This window comes from Acetomicrobium sp., from assembly GCF_059026225.1.
Genome location: NZ_JBWQOQ010000007.1, coordinates 484490 through 501433 on the forward strand (window position 1 = coordinate 484490; position 16944 = coordinate 501433).

The 16944-nt window shown below is 45.2% G+C and carries 18 protein-coding genes and 1 tRNA gene; 16 read left to right on the forward strand and 3 right to left on the reverse strand.

Annotated features, from left to right (window positions below):
* Positions 1-3: 3 nt before the first annotated feature.
* The 7 genes from vorB (at position 4) to AC5SXE_RS06870 (ending at position 6097) form a co-directional block, all read left to right on the forward strand.
* Entirely contained in the window at positions 4-1071 is a 1068-nt protein-coding gene (vorB, locus tag AC5SXE_RS06840) for a 3-methyl-2-oxobutanoate dehydrogenase subunit VorB (RefSeq protein ID WP_493916998.1), read from the forward strand.
* A gap of 11 nt (positions 1072-1082) precedes the next feature.
* Positions 1083-1826 (forward strand): thiamine pyrophosphate-dependent enzyme, encoded by a 744-nt coding sequence (locus AC5SXE_RS06845; protein WP_323721487.1) that lies wholly within the window; start codon positions 1083-1085, stop codon positions 1824-1826.
* A 14-nt stretch (positions 1827-1840) separates the two neighbouring features.
* The gene (locus tag AC5SXE_RS06850) at positions 1841-2401 is read left to right on the forward strand and encodes a 2-oxoacid:ferredoxin oxidoreductase subunit gamma family protein (RefSeq protein WP_303884328.1); all 561 of its coding nucleotides are present in this window, start codon (positions 1841-1843) and stop codon (positions 2399-2401) included.
* 15 nt (positions 2402-2416) lie between these two features.
* Entirely contained in the window at positions 2417-2959 is a 543-nt protein-coding gene (locus AC5SXE_RS06855) for an NUDIX hydrolase (RefSeq protein ID WP_493916999.1), read from the forward strand.
* 194 nt (positions 2960-3153) lie between these two features.
* A complete protein-coding gene (locus tag AC5SXE_RS06860; RefSeq protein ID WP_493917000.1) occupies positions 3154-4044 on the forward strand; it encodes a tyrosine-type recombinase/integrase in 891 nt (296 codons plus the stop codon).
* 22 nt (positions 4045-4066) lie between these two features.
* Complete coding sequence (locus AC5SXE_RS06865) at positions 4067-5233, forward strand: phosphopentomutase (protein WP_493917001.1); 1167 nt, start codon at positions 4067-4069, stop codon at positions 5231-5233.
* A 36-nt stretch (positions 5234-5269) separates the two neighbouring features.
* Positions 5270-6097: a purine-nucleoside phosphorylase gene (locus AC5SXE_RS06870; protein ID WP_493917002.1), complete on the forward strand. Its 828-nt coding sequence runs from the start codon at positions 5270-5272 to the stop codon at positions 6095-6097.
* 25 nt (positions 6098-6122) lie between these two features.
* Here the strand turns inward: AC5SXE_RS06870 and AC5SXE_RS06875 are convergent, their stop codons facing one another.
* Positions 6123-6959 carry a HesA/MoeB/ThiF family protein gene (locus AC5SXE_RS06875; protein ID WP_493917003.1) on the reverse strand — a complete coding sequence of 279 codons (837 nt, stop codon included), beginning with the start codon at positions 6957-6959 and terminating at the stop codon, positions 6123-6125.
* A gap of 43 nt (positions 6960-7002) precedes the next feature.
* Between AC5SXE_RS06875 and AC5SXE_RS06880 the strand changes: the two genes are divergently transcribed.
* The 3 genes from AC5SXE_RS06880 to AC5SXE_RS06890 all read left to right on the forward strand — a co-directional run bounded on the left by AC5SXE_RS06880 (position 7003) and on the right by AC5SXE_RS06890 (position 8310).
* Positions 7003-7488, forward strand: a complete 486-nt coding sequence (locus tag AC5SXE_RS06880; protein WP_323721493.1) for a sigma-70 family RNA polymerase sigma factor — start codon at positions 7003-7005, stop codon at positions 7486-7488.
* A gap of 21 nt (positions 7489-7509) precedes the next feature.
* Positions 7510-7607 (forward strand) — tRNA-Sec (locus tag AC5SXE_RS06885).
* Between the two features lie 13 nt (positions 7608-7620).
* Positions 7621-8310, forward strand: coding sequence for a response regulator transcription factor (locus AC5SXE_RS06890; protein ID WP_323721494.1), 690 nt, complete (start codon positions 7621-7623; stop codon positions 8308-8310).
* Between the two features lie 23 nt (positions 8311-8333).
* Here AC5SXE_RS06890 and cysS read toward each other — a convergent pair whose 3' ends face one another.
* Positions 8334-9755 carry a cysteine--tRNA ligase gene (gene cysS / locus AC5SXE_RS06895; protein WP_493917004.1) on the reverse strand — a complete coding sequence of 474 codons (1422 nt, stop codon included), beginning with the start codon at positions 9753-9755 and terminating at the stop codon, positions 8334-8336.
* 127 nt (positions 9756-9882) lie between these two features.
* Here cysS and AC5SXE_RS06900 point away from each other — a divergent pair, with 127 nt between their 5' ends.
* The 6 genes from AC5SXE_RS06900 to serS are packed head-to-tail and all read left to right on the forward strand — an operon-like array spanning position 9883 to position 16145.
* Positions 9883-11367: an excinuclease ABC subunit UvrC gene (locus AC5SXE_RS06900; protein WP_323721496.1), complete on the forward strand. Its 1485-nt coding sequence runs from the start codon at positions 9883-9885 to the stop codon at positions 11365-11367.
* A complete protein-coding gene (gene ribD, locus AC5SXE_RS06905; protein WP_493917005.1) occupies positions 11339-12430 on the forward strand; it encodes a bifunctional diaminohydroxyphosphoribosylaminopyrimidine deaminase/5-amino-6-(5-phosphoribosylamino)uracil reductase RibD in 1092 nt (363 codons plus the stop codon). Before AC5SXE_RS06900 ends, ribD begins: the two co-directional genes overlap by 29 nt.
* Positions 12430-13086 carry a riboflavin synthase gene (locus AC5SXE_RS06910; protein WP_493917006.1) on the forward strand — a complete coding sequence of 219 codons (657 nt, stop codon included), beginning with the start codon at positions 12430-12432 and terminating at the stop codon, positions 13084-13086. The genes ribD and AC5SXE_RS06910 overlap by 1 nt, the downstream gene beginning before the upstream one ends.
* Before the next feature lie 26 nt (positions 13087-13112).
* Positions 13113-14330 carry a bifunctional 3,4-dihydroxy-2-butanone-4-phosphate synthase/GTP cyclohydrolase II gene (locus tag AC5SXE_RS06915; RefSeq protein ID WP_493917007.1) on the forward strand — a complete coding sequence of 406 codons (1218 nt, stop codon included), beginning with the start codon at positions 13113-13115 and terminating at the stop codon, positions 14328-14330.
* A 50-nt stretch (positions 14331-14380) separates the two neighbouring features.
* Positions 14381-14872, forward strand: coding sequence for a 6,7-dimethyl-8-ribityllumazine synthase (ribH, locus tag AC5SXE_RS06920; RefSeq protein WP_323721499.1), 492 nt, complete (start codon positions 14381-14383; stop codon positions 14870-14872).
* Positions 14865-16145 carry a serine--tRNA ligase gene (gene serS, locus AC5SXE_RS06925; protein ID WP_323721500.1) on the forward strand — a complete coding sequence of 427 codons (1281 nt, stop codon included), beginning with the start codon at positions 14865-14867 and terminating at the stop codon, positions 16143-16145. The genes ribH and serS overlap by 8 nt, the downstream gene beginning before the upstream one ends.
* Here the strand turns inward: serS and AC5SXE_RS06930 are convergent.
* A complete protein-coding gene (locus AC5SXE_RS06930) occupies positions 16081-16812 on the reverse strand; it encodes an LmeA family phospholipid-binding protein (RefSeq protein ID WP_493917008.1) in 732 nt (243 codons plus the stop codon). The two genes, serS and AC5SXE_RS06930, sit on opposite strands and share 65 nt — an antisense overlap.
* Between the last annotated feature and the right edge of the window lie 132 nt (positions 16813-16944).

Sequence of the window (16944 nt, forward strand, 5' to 3'; positions counted from 1 at the left end):
TAAGTGTCGAATCGAGTTTTAATGAAAGGCAATGAAGCTTTTGCCGAAGCCGCGGTGCAAGCGGGCTGTAAATATTTCTTCGGATATCCAATAACACCACAAAACGAGATACCTGAATATATGTCGAGGCGATTGCCCGAAGTGGGTGGGGTATACCTTCAAGCCGAGAGCGAAGTGGCCGGAATTAACATGATCTTTGGAGCGGCTGGAACAGGTTTTAGGACGTTGATCTCCTCGTCAAGCCCGGGCATTTCCCTCATGAGTGAAGGAATTAGCTATATTGCAGCGGCGGAATTGCCATGCGTAATAATCAACGTAATGAGAGGAGGCCCCGGCTTAGGAGGAATCTTGCCCGCTCAGTCAGATTACCTTCAAGCCACAAAAGGCGGTGGACATGGCGACTATCGTCTTTTGATACTTGCTCCTGGTTCTTTGCAGGAAGCCACGGAGTTTATCATGATGGCCTTCGACCTTGCAGAATTTTACAGAAATCCCGTCATGATTTTGACTGATGGATTCATGGGCCAAATGATGGAAGCAGTTGAGTTCAAGAAGGTAAAATTAGGCTACGATATTCCAGACGTTAAAGAGTGGGCCGTGGGATACATGGCCCAAAGGGGCAAACGAACTTTGTTAAAGAGCTTGTCCTTGGATCCTGAGGTACTCGAGCAACATAACCAAAAGCTTCAAAAGAAATATCGTCTCATGGAGGAAAAGGAAGTAAGGTTTGAATCCGCCAGCGTCGATGATGCCGAAATAGTAATAGCAGCTTACGGCACAACTGCAAGAATCGCCAAATCTGCCGTCAAGAAATTGAGGGATCAAGGAATTAAGGCGGGAATAATAAGACCTCAAAGCCTGTATCCCTTCCCTTATAAACCTTTTAGCGAACTTCCGGATAACGTGAAACACGTGTTGGTCGTCGAGATGAGCTGTGGCCAGATGATAGAGGACGTGAAACTAGGTGTCAGTAAGAAAGTTCCCGTGAGCTTTTATGGTAGATGCGGCGGAATGGCACCTTCGGTTGAAGAGATAGAGCAAGCCGCAAAGAAAGCTTTAGGTCGACTATAGGGGGGATAATAATGCCTGAGGTAAAAATTTTTGAGCGCCCTAAATGCATGACAGACGTTTCCACGCACTATTGCCCAGGGTGCACACATGGCATCGTGCATCGCCTGGTAGCTGAAGTAATAGACGAATTTGGAATTCAAGAGAAAACCGTTGGCGTAGCACCCGTCGGGTGTGCCGTGTTAATGTACAACTACATCAATACCGATATGTACGAGGCAGCTCACGGACGCGCCCCGGCAGTCGCAACGGGCTGTAAGCGAGTGAGACCAGACCTTACTGTCTTCACTTACCAAGGTGACGGGGATTTGGCTTCAATAGGTGTCGCAGAAATAGTCCATGCCGCTAACAGAGGAGAAAACATCACCGTAATATTTATCAACAATGCCATTTACGGTATGACGGGCGGACAGATGGCTCCAACGACCCTTTTAAAACAGAAAACCACCACATGCCCCTATGGTAGGGATCCTAAGGTCAATGGCTATCCTATAAGAATAGCAGAAATGTTGGCAACCCTGGAGGCCCCGGGTTATATTGCACGCGTTACCGTGGCAAGGCCAAAATATGTCATCAAGGCTAAAGAAGCTATAAAAAAGGCCTTCCAGACACAAATAGAGGAAAAAGGTTTTTCTCTCGTAGAGGTACTTTCCACCTGTCCGACGAACTGGGGCATGCGTCCCGCAGAGGCCTTGAAATGGTTGGAGGAAAACATGATTCCTTACTATCCTTTGGGCGAGTTCAAACTCCCTGATTAAGGTAGGTGACATAAATGAGCTTTTACAGAGAAATGATAGCCGCTGGTTTCGGTGGGCAAGGCATAATGCTGCTTGGGCAGATAGTAGCCCATGCCGCAATGAACGAAGGCAAAAATGTCATGTGGATACCTTCCTATGGTCCTGAGATGCGCGGTGGCACAGCAAATTGCAGCGTTATAGTAAGCGATGGCGAAATCGCCTCTCCTCTTGTTTCTTTTCCTGACGTGCTAGTCATCATGAACCAGCCATCGCTCACGAAGTTTGTAAACAGGTTAAAAGAGGGTGGAACTTTGATATACAACGCAGATCTCGTAACTTACGATAACCCACGCGACGACATAAACATAGTCAAAGTAAACGCCAACAGCATTGCCTTAGAATTGGGCAATGAAAGAGTAGCCAATATAGCAGTTTTAGGGGTGTTAGCTGAGGTTACCGATATGGCTTCCGCCGATGCCCTCAAAGAAACAGTGCAAGAAATATTGGGCGCAAAAAAAGCTCACCTCTTGGAGATTAACATGAAGGCATTCGAAAAGGGACAAGAGGTAGGAAAACAATACGTTGCCCAAGCATAACAAAAATAATTGATCATGGATAGAAGCGAATGTACCAAAAGTTCGAGAGAGATTTATAGTGGAAAGATAGTAAAATTACGAATTGATGAGGTTGAGCTTGCCAATGGCCATGTGACAAAAAGGGAAGTCGTTGAGCACGCCCCAGCTGTAGCCGTAATAGCCGTTGATGATGAGGGAAACATTTTTGTCGTTCGTCAATTCAGATATGCCGTGGGGAAAGAACTGCTTGAGATCCCTGCAGGCATAATGGAAAAAGGTGAGACGCCTGAGGAAACAGCGAAGCGCGAACTAAGGGAAGAAATCGGCTATGACGCGAGACGCTTGGAACACGTAGCTAGCTTCTACTCATCACCTGGCTTCAGCGACGAGATAATACATCTTTTCTACGCCACTGAATTGTTTCTGTCGCGACTGGATAGTGACGAAGACGAAATAATCGAAGGAGTCACATTGACCCCAGATGAATGCAAGCGACTCATCGAGGAAAAAGAAATTGCAGACGCCAAAACCCTTGTTGCATTAATGTGGTATTTAAGTCGGCCAATAATCAATCGCTAGATTAGGTGCGAACAAAAAGCCATTTGATCGTGCTTTTGGTTAAACCGAGGGGCGATATGCAGCTACGCCTATATCCAAAATAAGAGTAGCTGTATATCGCCTTAAAAATAAGCAAATGCCTGCCAAAACCGAATAACGCTTTCGAAGGCAATTTGCAAATATCTTATAACGCAATGTAAAGAGAGGTGAAGCAGGTGGCTGATCTGGAACACGCTTTAATCGATGGATTTGTGGGCTACCTCCGCCTTGAAAGAGGGTACAGCGAAAACACCATTCAGGCTTATATGACAGATCTGGTGAAGTGGTTCGATTTTTGCGAACGCCACCATATTAATCCTTTCCCCCCAAGGCATGAATTCATGTCACGTTTCTTAAAAGAAATGTCGGAACAAGGTAAATCCAAAGCGTCGTTACAACGTTATGCTGCAGCAATACGATCGTGGAACCGCTACCTGTCAATTGAGGGATGGATAGAAGAAGAGCAATGGCTACCCTCACTGCCTTCTAAAGAGCAAAAATTGCCTCAAATTTTGAGCGAGGGCGAGGTGGAACGCCTTATCTCTTCCTGTAGAGATGGATCAATTTTGGGACAAAGAGACGAGGCCATCTTTGAGGTTACATATGGTTGTGGGCTTAGGGCCTCCGAAGTTTGCTCTCTGACTCTTGGCGACATTGACTGGCATGGCAATGCCATGAGGGTAGTGGGTAAGGGCGATAGGGAAAGAGTTGTTCCATTATTGGGATCCATCAAAGAAAAATTAAAAAGATACGTCGAAATCGTACGACCGCAACTTGACCGAAGAGGGGAACATTGGTTATTTTTAACGCGAACGGGACGGAGACTTCATCGAGAAGATCTATGGAGAATCATGCGTCGTAGAGGAAGGGCAGCGGGCATTCCAACTTCGAGGCTTCATCCGCACGTATTGCGACACTCTTTGGCCACGCATATGTTAAGACGCGGGTTGGATTTAAGGACGTTGCAAGAGTTGCTCGGTCATGCCTCTATATCTACTACGGAACGATATACACATTTGGATTTAGAGCTCCGCGATATATATGATAGATGTCATCCAAGGGCTTAGGCTTGAACGGAGGTGCGCTCATTTGAGGACATTTCTCATAATTTTGGACGGTTATGGTGTAGGTGAGGCACCAGACGCGAGCCTTTACGGCGATGAGGGGAGCAATACAGCCTATCATGTTGCCTTGGCAGTTGGAGGCATAAACTTGCCCAACTTAGGAAAACTTGGTTTACCCTTAATAGTCGACCTGCCAGGAACTCCCATCCAGTGGCCCCCGTTGGGAGCTGTTGGGAGGCTGCGCGAGCTTTCGGCAGGCAAGGATACGACCACAGGACATTGGGAGCTCGCGGGGATAATTTTGCGTGACCCCTTTCCCACCTTCCCAAATGGTTTCCCCGCAGAAATCATTGAAAATTTTGAAAGGGCAATCGGCAGAAAAATATTGGGGAATTATCCTGCCTCCGGGACAGTAATAATAGAAGAACTTGGGCCAAAACACTTAAAAACAGGCTATCCGATAGTCTATACATCGGCAGATAGCGTCTTTCAAATAGCGGCACATGAAGACATTGTACCGGTGGAAACCTTATATGAGTGGTGCAAAATAGCGCGCAAGCTGCTCCAAGGCCAAGTAGGTGTAGCAAGAGTCATAGCAAGGCCATTTGCCGGAAGACCTGGCAATTTCTTCAGAACCCCCAGGCGCAAGGATTTTTCACTTCCTCCACCTAGGGATACGCTCTTGGATAAGCTATCCGGAAAGGGCTATGACGTCATAACTTTGGGCAAACTAGAAGATATATTTGCAAATCGCGGCATGACTAAGTCTTTGCACTGTTCGGATAACGATGAATGCATGAAGCTTCTTCAAAAATTTAAGGACGAGGACTTTAATGGACTGTTATTTAGTAATCTCATAGACTTCGACATGAAATACGGCCACCGAAACGACCCGCCCGGCTTTGCTAAGGCGTTGCTGGAATTTGATCGTTGGCTTGGCCCTTTCATCGATGGCATGCGATCTGACGACCTTTTAATAATAACCGCAGACCATGGCAACGATCCGCTTACCCCAAGTACCGATCATAGCAGAGAATACGTGCCCTTGATCATCTATGGAGACATGATACGTCCCGGAAATATCGGAACCTTTAATGGGTTTTGCTGCTTAGGCAAAACTTTGGCAGATCTTTACGGGGTAGACGATGAGGAAATGGAAGGCTCCTCCTTTGTTACCTTAATTTTAAAATAGCAAAAGAGTGCTTGACTTAATGGGAGTTGATACAAAATGATGTACAAGGACAAAATATTCGAGGCTGTTGAGTTTTTAAAGACTAAATTACCGAAAAGACCTCAGATTGCAATGGTCTTAGGCTCTGGGTTAGGCGGCTTCGCAAAAGAAATTCCTAGCGCGATTGATATTCCTTATGAGGAGATACCATTTTGGCCAAAATCAACCGTCCCCGGACACGCTGGGCGGTTGGTATGCGGACAAATGGGAAATAATTACGTAATGACCCTGAATGGCAGGGTACATTACTACGAAGGCTACTCCATGGACGAAGTAGCCTTCCCCATTCGCGTCTGCGGTTTGCTTGGCGTCAAGACGCTGATATTGACCAACGCTTCGGGAGGCATTAATTACGGACTTACCCCTGGAGATCTCGTGCTAATATATGATCATATAAATTTCATGGGGGTTAACCCCTTAAGAAGTGAGGAGGGCAATCTCTTTGAACCGCGCTTCCCGGATATGACCTTTGTCTACGATAACGAGTTGATGATATTATGCGAGCAGATAGCGAAAGAAAATGGTATCATGCTTAAACGCGGGGTTTACATAGCCTTTAGCGGACCTTCTTTTGAAACTCCGGCTGAAATTCGCATGGCAAGAGCTGTAGGAGCGGACATAGTGGGAATGTCCACAGTTCCGGAAGCCATGGCAGCAAAACAAATGGGCGTCCGCGTTTGTGCCATTTCCTGCGTAGCAAACTACGCAGCGGGCATGGAAGGCAAGCCGCTGACCCATGAAGAAGTTCTGGAAGAAACTAAGAAGGCTTCAAGTAAGCTAGCAATCATATTGCAAAGCTTGTGCGATACTATAAAGGAAAGCTAGACCTTTAAAAGTATAATTTAAGCTTTTAGCTGAACTTTAAGCGCATCCATTCATTATGCTCTAAGTCTATCCAAAGCAGGTGGTCTTTTAGTATTTCTCCTTTCTTCAAAAGTAACTTAATAGCTTCATTGGCTTGAATAGTAGCGATTAGGGCTGGAGTTTGAGGGGGATTTCCTAACTTTACCTCTATGCCTTTATCCGGAACGTCTTCCCCTAAGATCTCAAAGGGGTGCGGGTCTCCGGGCATTATGACCTTTACTTGTCCAGCAAATCCTCCAATGGCTCCATGGACGACGGGAATTTTTTTATCCCTGCAAACCTCAAAAAGGAGGCATCTGGAACGATTGTTATCCAAAGCATCAATTGCGACATTCATCCCCTCGACTAGCCTTTCAGCCGTCTTTTCATCAAACAGGCAGGGACAAACATCTACTTCAACGCTCGAATTGACTTCCTTTATTCTTTTTGCCGCAGCTAGTGCTTTTTGCTCCTGCAACGAACTTTCCGTCGCCAAGAGCTGCCTATTCAAGTTATGTGCCACAAAATGATCATTATCCACCAAGCGAAGATATCCTACGCCGGCTCTTGCCAATATTTCGACATTCCAACCCCCAAGACCACCGCATCCGACCACAATAACTTTGCTTTTTAACAGTAAAAGCTGTCCAGAAACTTCGTAGGTGCCAATGTTTCTTGCGTACCTTTCAGGGACCAACCCTTCTTCGAGCAACATTATTTCCAAACTTTTTTCAGGGATATTGTATTCCACAGATGCGGTTTTTATGGATTTAAAAGGCACAATTGTGCTACCATTTTTAACACTGCCTTCTGATTGTAATCTTTTTAAGATATGCGTGTTCAAGGTATTTAGACCTCCTATAAGATATGAAAGGAGCAATATTAGATTGGACGAAATCTTAGTCAGCTTCACCCCTCTAATTTTAAAGGTGGCTTCGCTCTTGTCAAATAAAGATCCAAATCTAAGGGAAGACCTCATACAGGAGGGGTATATAGGATTATATCAAGCTATACAACATTATCGCAAAGAAAGGGGAAGTTTTCCTGCCTTTGCGAAGACATGCATTCGCAACGCAATGATATCTTATCTTAGAAAAAACAAGACGAAAGACCTCATCTCCTTGGAAACGATACCAGATCAACCAAGTGAGATAGATATTGATGAAACGTTAAAACAAAGGGAGTTCGCTAAGAATTTATATGCTATATTGACTCCAATGGAATCGACGGCGCTTAAAGCTTTCCTTTACACAGGAAGTATAGCTGAAGCAGCGCGGTTTTTATCGTGGCCATATAAAAGAATGGAAAACGCCATTGCACGGGCGAGAAAAAAGGCGGGCATTCTTGTACAACTGGACAAAGGAGGGAAATAACTATAAGATTTAGTAGACTGAGGAGGCGCTTGGTCGCTGGTGCGGCCCCCAGACTTCAAATCTGGTGTGGGTTAGTGAGGGCTGGCCCGGGTGGGTTCGATTCCCATGCGCCTCCGCCAAGGAGGATTTTGGGTGTCGCAAACGATAAAGGTCGTCGTGATTAATGAACATCGATTATATCGAGAATGCTTTAAACATATACTAGAGATGGAGATGGATATCTCCGTAGTGGGGGAGACGAGCCATGCCGATGATATATACGAGGTCGTAGGCACGACTCATCCTGATGTTGTTGTATACGATGAAGATCTATCGAGAGATGATACAGTAGATCTTATTCAAGAATTATCCAAGAGGTTTAACTCTCTCCGATGTGTTTTGGTAACGACAGAGAATAACTTGCCTCCGGCACATAATCTAAAGAAGTTTGGCATATATGGATGTGTTTTGAAATCGTCAAAGCTCAAGGATCTCTTCTTAGCCATTAGGCATGCAGCAAAAGCTGAGACTTACATAGATCCGCGATTAGAAGCATACAGGGATCATATCGCTTCAATAGGGGACAATGTAGGTCAGTTAAATCATCTAACCCCCCGTGAGAAAGAAGTCCTTTATTGGCTATCTCAAGGTTTTTCCAATCAAAATATAGCTAAAGTAATGTATCTATCCGAGAAAACGGTTAAAAACCACGTCAGCCGCATCCTAAAAAAGCTCGAATTCTCTGACAGAACACAAGCAGCGGTCTTTGCCTGGAAGGTAGGATTTGCGCAAAGTACGCCCGAACAATTTTACGACGACCTGGAAAAAGGAAAAACAACCTGATGCAAAATAACTTCTATGTCTCCTTACTCCTTCCTTTTCCAACGCGTTCCAAAAGGAGTATCCTCCAATATAATACCCCTGTCAGCAAGCTCGTTTCGTATTGAATCGGCCCTGGCAAAATCGCGCATTTTTCTTGCTTCGTCCCTTTCTTTTATGAGCCTTTCTATCTCACTGGACGGCATTTCCTCGGTCTTTGCTAATATCGTTTCTATCCCTATGATGCCCATGATGTCTTCGACCGTTGCAAAGAATTTTCTTGCATTAATTAAAGCCTTTTTATCTGGGGTTACATTTTCCTTCAAGTAATTATTTAACTCCCTTACCACTTCAAAAACTACCCCTAAAGCCGCCGCCGTATTGCAATCGTCATCTAAGGCTTCGCAGAACCTTCCGTATCCTTCATCAACGATGTCATTAAGCCATGTGTCTGGCACATCCTTTTCTTGGCTCCGTTCCAGGTGAAACATCAAGTCGGAGTAACAATTGCGAAGTCGTTGCAAGCTTCTTGTCGCTTGAGTCAATGACTCATCGGAAAAATCGAGCGGGCTCCTGTAATGAGCTCCCAATATAAAGAGCCTTACGGCAAGAGGTTGATATTTCTTAATTATCTCTCTAACGGTCAAGATGTTACCCAGCGACTTGGACATCTTTTCCTTGTTTATCAGCAAGTAACCGTTATGAACCCAGTATCTTACAAACTGCTTGCCGGTGGCAGCTTCAGCTTGGGCTATTTCGTTTTCGTGATGAGGAAATATCAGGTCGCTTCCACCGCCATGTATGTCCACTGTTTCGCCCAGATACTTCATCGCCATTGCACTGCATTCTATATGCCATCCAGGCCTTCCTGGTCCCCACGGACTATCCCACCAAGGTTCGCCAGCCTTCTTGGCTTTCCACAATACGAAGTCAAGGGGGTGTCTTTTTCTAACATCCACCTCAATCCTGGCCCCAGCCTGGAGTTCTTCGATGCTCTGACCGGAAAGTTTTCCGTATTCAGGAAAACTTTTGACGTCAAAATAAACGTTACCTTCGGTTACATAAGCGTGGCCATTCTCCATTATCCGCGATATGAGATCAATGATCTCATCGATATGCTCCGTGGCAAGGGGATGGATTGTCGCCCGCTTGACGCCCAAAGGCGCGATGTCCTCGAAGTAGGCATTTATAAAGCGCTCAGCTAATTCTTCGACCGATATGCCAAGCTCGTTAGCTTTATTGATCATCTTGTCATCTATATCAGTGAAGTTCTGGACATAGATGACTTCCAAGCCTTTATGCTCCATATATCGTCTCAAGACATCAAAGACGACAAAGGGCCTTGCATTGCCGATATGAATGAAGTCATACACTGTAGGTCCGCATACGTAAAAACCAACTTTACCTTGAATCAAAGGCATAAACTCTTCCTTGCAACGCGTCAAATCATTATATAAAGTTAAACCCATCCTTGCTCTCTCCCTCCCAGTGTGTCAAAATTACATTTATAATCCTATAATAAGAACGTGAAATTAGAAAGTGCGGGAGGAAATTTTAAAAGCAAAAATGCAAGATAAAAATAAGGATGGCCGAAAAATGCCAACAAACCTTGAGGAAAAGGTAAGATGCCTACCTGATAAGCCAGGTGTATATGTCTTTCACGACGAGGACGATAAAGTTTTATATGTAGGAAAAGCAAAATCTCTCAAAAAACGAGTTTCTTCCTACTTTCGCCATAAAGGATTTGCCTCTCCTAGGCTGCGAAAACTTGTCCAGCTAACAAAAGATATCTCTTTTATAAGGACGGAAACGGAAGCTGAGGCCTTTATCGTCGAGGCACGCTTGATAAAACACTACCAGCCCTTCTTTAATATCGAGCTGAAGATGGGCGAACGCTATCCTTACATCAAAATCACAAACGAGTTATTTCCAAAGGTAGTCATAACGAGACATAAGGAAAACGATGGTTCGATTTACATGGGCCCTTATACGCGGGTCAAAGAACTGAGACAAATTTTAAGGTTAATGGAACGTTATTTTCCTTTAAGGGACTGTAGTTTAAACTTGAAGGAAAAGGCCGTGCAAAGTCGTCCTTGTCTTCGTTACAATCTAGGAAAATGCCTAGCTCCCTGCGCAGGCTTTTGCACACCCAAAGAATACCAAGAACTGGTGGACGACGTCATCTTGCTTTTGAGAGGACAAGCCAGCGCATTGGTCGAAAGTCTCAGAAAAAAAATGGACGAAGCAGCATCGTCACTGGCCTTTGAGAAAGCAGCCCTTTACAGGGATGCCATAAAGGCAATATGGCGTTTAAGCAGACAGCAAGTCTCGTTTACTCTCAAAGATCCAATTGATAAAGAAATTTGGGAGGCAATAGAGAGTTTGCAGGACCTCTTAGGCCTGTCCTCGCCTCTTTGGCGCATTGAAGGCTGCGATATCTCCCATTTAAGTGGAAAAGAGGCATATGGAGTGATCGTGGTTTTCGAGCAAGGCTTGCCGAATCCCTCGTTATACAGAAGATATAATATTAAAACGGTAAAAGGGATAGACGATTTTCGCTCCATCGAGGAGATCGTTAAAAGACATTATTCTTCCTCGTTGAAAAGAAATCAACCCCTTCCTCAACTTCTCCTCATAGATGGTGGCGCTCAACAACTTTCCTTTGCTATGCACGCCTTGGCGGAGCTCAACATCAATGACATTGCCGTTGTAGCACTTGCTGAAAAAGAAGAAGATCTCTACATTCCAAACTCTAGCCTACCGATTAAACTTCCTTTGGATGATCCCGGGCTCAATTTGCTGAGGAGGGTAAGGGACGAGGCTCACAGGTTTGCCCTCTCGTCCCATAGTAGCAAGTTTAACAAACGGTACAAACGTTCCGCTCTAGAGGACATCCCCGGAGTAGGAAAAAGAAGGGCGGCAGCCCTTTTGGCCCATTTCGGTAGCGTAGCTCACATTGCGACAAAAACTCCGGAGGAGTTAGAAAAGGTCAATAACATAGGACCTAAAATGGCAAGGCAAATTCTTAAATTCTTAAAAGGTGAATCTGAAGATGAAGATTTCAGAAAGAAGAGCTCATGAACATTACATGCGAATAGCCATAAGTCTAGCCAGAAGGGGAACGGGCACTACAAGTCCAAATCCTAAGGTCGGATGTGTGATAGTCAAAGATGGCGTCATAGTAGGCATGGACTTCCATCGGTACCCCGGGGCCCCTCATGCCGAAGTAGGCGCGCTTTCGATGGCAAAAGAACTGGCGAAAGGCTCTACTCTTTATGTCAACTTGGAACCATGTACTCACTATGGACGCACACCGCCGTGTTGTCCTTTAATTGCTCAAAGTGGAGTAAAAACTGTTTGCATAGCTGTCGAGGACCCTTTCGCCAAAGTTCAAGGCAAGGGGATAGAATATCTTCGCTCAAGTGGAATAGAAGTAATCGTCGGTATATTGGAAGAGGAGGCAAGATGGTTAAATCGTGGTTTTTCCATGGCCTTCAAAGAGGGAAGGCCATGGATTACGCTGAAGGCGGCCGCAAGCTTGGATGGCAATGTAGCTCTTATAGATGGAAGCAGCCGATGGATTACTGGACAAAGCTCCCTTAAGCGATCGCACTTGCTTCGAGCAGAAACAGACGCCATACTTGTAGGGATAGGTACTGTCTTAAAGGACGATCCTGAGCTAACGGTTAGATTGATCGACGGCAGAAATCCCCTTAAAATAGTTTTAGACACATATTTAAGGATCTCGCTCGATGCCAAGTTGTTCAATGAGGGAAAGACGCTAATAGTGACGTCGAAGAATTCGTCCCCGCAAAAGATGGAAGAGTTGATCTCCAGAGGAATAGATGTGCTTCAAGTTCCGACTGATTTCAGCGGAAAATTAAACATCAAAGAAATGGTCTTTAAGCTGCCATCGATGGGCATTCACTACCTGTTGGTAGAAGGTGGACCCAGGGTTCTGTCGTCCTTTTTTGAAGCAGACCTTTGTGACGAAATGGCATTATTTTATGCGCCCAAAATTATAGGTCAAGGAAAAAGAATATTTCCGCAAATTTTGTTCAAGGATATGATGGAAATTCCTGAGGGAAAAATCAGAGGTGTAAAAAGGCTGGGCGACGATCTCTTTATGGAGGTCGATCTGTGATGTTTACCGGTTTGGTGGAAACCATAGGAACTGTGTTATCCATAGACAGGCGTGGCGACGTTACGAACTTAATAATAGAAGCCCCTGAAATATCTCCCGAACTTTCCGAAAACGAATCTATCTCCGTATCGGGAGCTTGCTTGAGCGTTGTAAAAGCGGGGCACACCAGCTTCATAGCCGAGATGATGGGAGTGACTGTCGCCGTAACGAAACTTGGAATACTGAAACCTTTCGATAGGGTAAATTTGGAGCGCGCTTTAAAGGTTGGCGACCGACTGGGCGGCCATATAGTCTTGGGCCATGTTGAAGGCATAGGTGTCGTAAGCGAAATATCAAAAAAGACACAAACGAGTATCGTAAGGATAAATGCGGATACTTCTATCATGCACTATATCGTGCCAAAGGGCTCTATAGCAGTGGATGGAGTGAGTTTAACGGTCATCGACGTCACAGAAACCGATTTTACCGTCGGCATAATCCCTAGCACCTTAAAACTAACTACCCTTGGCAGCTTAAAGGCTGGAGAACTGGTAAATCTAGAAACGGATATAATAGGTAAGTATGTAGAGCGATTTTTAAAATGCTCATCCAGTAATGAGAAAGATAGACCAAGCAAGCTAACTTGGGAGAAGTTAGCCAAATATGGATGGCAGTGATGGGCAAGAAGGAGGAATGAGCGAAAATGGCCTTAGATGAGGCTTTCGCATCGCCCGAGGAAGCCATAAACCTAATAAAAGAGGGCAAGATGATCATCGTCGTCGATGACGAAGACAGAGAAAACGAGGGAGATTTACTTATGGCCGCGTCGAAGGTGACGCCCGAGGCGATAAATTTCATGACTAAGTATGGCAGAGGGTTGGTATGCGTTCCACTGACGGAGGAAAGGGCGAGACAATTAGAATTGAAACCAATGGTGCTTCACAGCACAGACCCTCACAGCACCGCCTTTACCGTTTCAGTTGACGCTAAGGAAGGCACTACTACAGGAATATCGGCTGAAGATAGAGCCATTACGGCTTGCTTGCTTGCGGATCCCAATGCCAAGGCTTCGGATTTTAGACGCCCAGGTCATATCTTTCCGCTGATAGCAAGAAAGGGGGGCGTATTAAAACGAGCTGGTCACACAGAAGCTGCCGTCGATTTGGCAAGACTTGCGGGACTGGAGCCGGTGGGTGTGATATGTGAGATAATGAACGATGACGGCACCATGGCCAGGCTCCCTCAACTAATCGAGTTCGCAAAAAAGTTTGACCTCAAGATAATGACTATAAAGGATCTAATACGCTATAGGCACAGGAGAGAAAAGCTCGTAGAAAGGGTTTCAATGGTTGCCCTTCCAACCGAGTACGGCAATTTCGTTGCCCACGCTTATCATTGGACGTTGGACGACGATCTCGATCATTTGCACATTGCTTTAGTCAAAGGGGAAATTAACGAAGAAGATGAAGTGCTCGTACGAGTACATTCCGAGTGTCTTACGGGTGACGTCTTTGGATCTCTCAGATGCGATTGTGGCGCTCAACTTCGCAAAGCCCTGCAAATGATAGAATGCGAGGGGAGGGGCATCGTACTTTACATGCGCCAAGAGGGCAGAGGCATAGGGCTGTACAAAAAACTTAAGGCTTATGAGCTTCAGGAAAGGGGAATGGACACTGTGGAAGCCAACCTCAAGCTTGGGGTCAGTCCCGATTTGAGGGATTACGGGATAGGAGCTCAAATACTCTTTGACCTTGGGGTGAGAAAGCTGCGTTTAATGACCAACAATCCAAAAAAGGTCATTGGCCTTGAGGGATATGGCTTGGAGGTCATCGAGAGGGTCCCCATAGAAATAAAACCCAATCCATATAATTTTAATTACTTGAGAACCAAAAAAGAAAAGATGGGGCATCTGTTTCATTAAAAGGGGCATCCCTAGCACGATTAAAAAATTCCAAAAGGAGGGCAAATATAATGCGCATTCTTCAGGGCAACCTCATAGGAGAAGGACAAAAAATTGCTTTGGTGGCCTCCCGTTTTAACGAGCTTATTACTAGTAAGTTGATAGAAGGAGCCAAGGACGTATTATTCAGACATGGGGTTAGACAACAAGACATAGATTTGTATTGGGTGCCCGGTGCTTGGGAACTTCCCTTGGTAGCTCAAGAGCTAACATTGTCCGGTAAATACGATGCTGTTATTCCTTTGGGGGCCATCATTCGAGGCGATACGCCTCATTTCGATTACGTCGCTTCCGAGGTTGCAAAGGGATTGGCCAAAATCGCCTTGGATCATCGAGTTCCTGTAGTCTTTGGCGTACTCACCTGCGATAATCTTGAACAAGCGTTGCTGCGTGCCGGAAGCAAATCGGGCAACAAGGGCGCAGAGGCAGCCATGGCCGCCATTGAAATGATTAATTTACTTGCTCAAATACGAAATCAGAAAGGTGGTACTCAAATTGCTTGACATCAAGTGGATTAGGGAAAATACAGATGAAGTAAAGAAAATGCTCGAGAATAGAGGCTATGACTACCCTCTAGATGAATTATTGAAACTAGATACCTTGCGCAGAGAAAAGCTGATCGAAGTAGAAAGCCTTAAGGCCAAAAGAAACGAAGGCTCTAAGGAAGTGGCTAGACTAAAATCGGAGGGAAAAGATCCCTCGGATTTAATGGAGGAAATTCGAGGGATAAACGAAACGATCAAAACCCTCGATCAAGAAGTCCAGGAAATTGAAACACGGCTAAGGGACCTGCTACTTCTGATCCCCAATAAACCTCACGAGACAGTACCAGTTGGCAAATCCGATGAAGACAACTTAGTGGTTCGCCACGTCGGGGAAATCCCTAAGTTCGACTTTGAGCCCAAGCCGCACTGGGAATTAGGGGAAAATTTGGGGATATTGGACTTTGAAGCAGGTATAAAGTTGGCGGGCAGCAGGTTTACTGTCTTGAGGGGACATGGGGCACGTTTAGCAAGGTCTCTCATCAACTTTATGCTGGACCTACACACTCGAGAACACGGTTATCTTGAGTTCGAGCCGCCCTTCCTCGTGAACTCCAAGACCATGGAAGGCACTGGACAGTTGCCCAAGTTTGCAAATGACCTATATCACTGCGAAAGCGATGATCTATGGCTGATCCCAACCGCAGAGGTTCCACTCACCAACATGCATGCGGAGGAAATATTGGAAGAAGATGTATTACCTCTTTACTATACTGCCTATACGCCATGCTTTAGGAGAGAAGCTGGAAGTCACGGTCGAGACGTGAGAGGCATGATGAGGCAACACCAATTTGACAAGGTAGAGCTTGTCAAGATATGCACTCCCGAAACTAGCTACGAAGAATTAGAAAAGCTCACGCAAAATGCTGAGGAGGTCTTAAAAAGACTGGGACTTCCTTACCGCGTCGTATCTCTTTGCACTGGAGATCTGGGCTTTGCCGCCTGCAAAACTTACGATTTGGAAGTATGGCTACCATCTCAAAACACTTACAGAGAAATCAGCTCCTGTAGTAATTGCGAAGACTTCCAAGCCCGACGCATGAACACAAGATATAGGCCCCGCGGAGTAAAGGGAACACGCTTCGTCCATACACTGAACGGCTCGGGAATAGCCGTAGGCAGATGTCTCATAGCGATCATGGAAAACTACCAGCAGGAAGACGGATCAATCAAGATTCCGGATGTATTGGTTCCCTACATGAATGGGCTGACTGAGATACGGCATTTTCGCTAAAAGGGGGATAAGCCCATGTAAAGGGGCTTTCAAAGGGCTCTGGCCTATCCTTAGTGCAGATGAATATAGACTTATCATCGTTGCTGACGGAATCTAGCTGCACGGGAAATATAAACTTGTCAAAATCGAGGAGTGGTTGAACTTTCTCGATCAATTCATGAGTTGCCTGTTCTGGAAGGCGGAATCCATCGGCGTATAATTTGCAGTTTTTTAAATATATTTTATTTCCGTCTACGACTTCAAGTTCGCCAACAAGTTTGGCCAATATGTTAAGCTTAAATAGCAATAGTGGTTGTTCATAAACAGCGATAGCGACAACTTTACCATTCCTTAAATCGAACTTAAAATTGCTCCATCTTTTATCCTTTAGCTCATATTCTTTTAATGCATTGTTTATATCTTGTTCAAGCAATCTTGCTTCAAAAAGGACGGTTGAGACTTCTTTTGGGCGTAACTTTTCTTCCCACTCGGCAGGCGGATTAAAATGAACGTCTCTCGCTTCGATGGCTATCTCGTCAATGCGCAAGCCCTCCACAACCGCTCCTTGCAGGTTAATGTATAAATGAGATACATATCCGTCACAGGTTGGAAGGTTGTCTACGATGACTAAGGCTTGTTCCGGGGAAAGTTCCTCTACGAAACGACCGCCCAGCACCTCTATTGGCACAGCGCTGGCTCCGGCAGGGAGGGACATAAATATGATCAGTAAAAAAACTAGCCAATGTTTAATAAGTAGTGAGGTGAAAATGTTTCTTTTAAACTTCATGTAATACATCAGCCCTTTCATGATAAAATTATG

Coding starts and splice junctions, on each gene's coding strand:
- AC5SXE_RS06900 (WP_323721496.1), top strand. CDS start 9,883: ATGCCAACAAACCTTGAGGAAAAGGTAAGATGCCTACCTGATAAGCCA.
- ribH (WP_323721499.1), top strand. CDS start 14,381: ATGCGCATTCTTCAGGGCAACCTCATAGGAGAAGGACAAAAAATTGCT.
- AC5SXE_RS06845 (WP_323721487.1), top strand. CDS start 1,083: ATGCCTGAGGTAAAAATTTTTGAGCGCCCTAAATGCATGACAGACGTT.
- AC5SXE_RS06910 (WP_493917006.1), top strand. CDS start 12,430: ATGTTTACCGGTTTGGTGGAAACCATAGGAACTGTGTTATCCATAGAC.
- AC5SXE_RS06915 (WP_493917007.1), top strand. CDS start 13,113: ATGGCCTTAGATGAGGCTTTCGCATCGCCCGAGGAAGCCATAAACCTA.
- AC5SXE_RS06850 (WP_303884328.1), top strand. CDS start 1,841: ATGAGCTTTTACAGAGAAATGATAGCCGCTGGTTTCGGTGGGCAAGGC.
- AC5SXE_RS06855 (WP_493916999.1), top strand. CDS start 2,417: ATGGATAGAAGCGAATGTACCAAAAGTTCGAGAGAGATTTATAGTGGA.
- ribD (WP_493917005.1), top strand. CDS start 11,339: ATGAAGATTTCAGAAAGAAGAGCTCATGAACATTACATGCGAATAGCC.
- cysS (WP_493917004.1), bottom strand. CDS start 9,755: ATGGGTTTAACTTTATATAATGATTTGACGCGTTGCAAGGAAGAGTTT.
- AC5SXE_RS06870 (WP_493917002.1), top strand. CDS start 5,270: ATGATGTACAAGGACAAAATATTCGAGGCTGTTGAGTTTTTAAAGACT.